This window comes from Cupriavidus sp. WS (genome assembly GCF_000395345.1).
In the GTDB taxonomy this organism is placed as follows: Bacteria; Pseudomonadota; Gammaproteobacteria; order Burkholderiales; family Burkholderiaceae; genus Cupriavidus; species Cupriavidus basilensis_B.
In genome coordinates this window covers 1-1013 of record NZ_AQPL01000721.1, presented here as the reverse complement: position 1 = coordinate 1013, position 1013 = coordinate 1, and the positions used below count along the sequence as shown (strand labels likewise).

Genomic DNA, 1013 nt, shown 5'->3' with positions numbered 1-1013 from the left:
ACATCGTCTCGGCGTACAGTTCGCGCCCGATCAGCATGCGGCGGATCTCCGAGGTGCCCGCGCCGATCTCGTACAGCTTGGCGTCGCGCCACAGCCGGCCCACCGGGTATTCGTTGATGTAGCCGTTGCCGCCCAGGATCTGCACCGACTCGCCCGCCATCCACGTGGCCTTCTCCGCCGTGTACAGGATCACCGCCGCGCAGTCCTTGCGCACCTGCCGCACGTGCTCGCGGCCCAGCGCGTCGAGGTTCTTGCCCACCGTGTACAGGTAGCTGCGCGCCGCCTGCAAGGTGGTGTACATGTCCGCCACCTTGCCCTGGATCAGCTGGAACTCGCCGATGCTCTGGCCGAACTGCCTGCGGTCGTGGATGTAGGGCGTGACCACGTCCATGCACGCCTGCATGATGCCGACCGGCCCGCCCGAGAGCACCGCGCGTTCGTAGTCCAGCCCGCTCATCAGCACGCGCGCGCCGCCGTTCTCGGCGCCGAGGATGTTCTCCACCGGCACTTCCACGTCCTCGAACACCAGCTCGCCGGTGTGCGAGCCGCGCATGCCGAGCTTGTCGAGCTTCTGCGCCACCGAGAAGCCCTTCATGCCCTTCTCGACGATGAACGCGGTCATGCCGCGCGCGCCCAGGTCCGGCTCGGTCTTGGCGTAGACCACCAGCACGTCGCAGTCCGGGCCGTTGGTGATCCACATCTTGGTGCCGTTGAGCACGTAGCGGTCGCCCTTGAACTCGGCGCGCAGCTTCATGCTGACCACGTCGGAGCCGGCATTGGGCTCGCTCATGGCCAGCGCGCCGATCCAGTCGCCCGAGACCAGCTTGGGCAGGTACTTGGCTTTCTGCGCGGCGCTGCCGTTGCGGTGGATCTGGTTCACGCACAGGTTGGAGTGCGCGCCGTAGGACAGGCCGACCGAGGCCGAGGCGCGGCTGATTTCCTCCATCGCCACCATGTGGGCGAGGTAGCCCATGCTGGCGCCGCCGTATTCCTCGGCCACGGTGATGCCGAGC

General features: G+C 67.5%; 1 protein-coding gene. It reads right to left on the bottom strand.

Going from position 1 to position 1013, the window contains the following annotated elements; genetic code table 11:
• A partial coding sequence (locus tag K206_RS40630; protein ID WP_020207188.1) for an isovaleryl-CoA dehydrogenase occupies window positions 1-1013 on the bottom strand: 1013 nt, incomplete at both ends.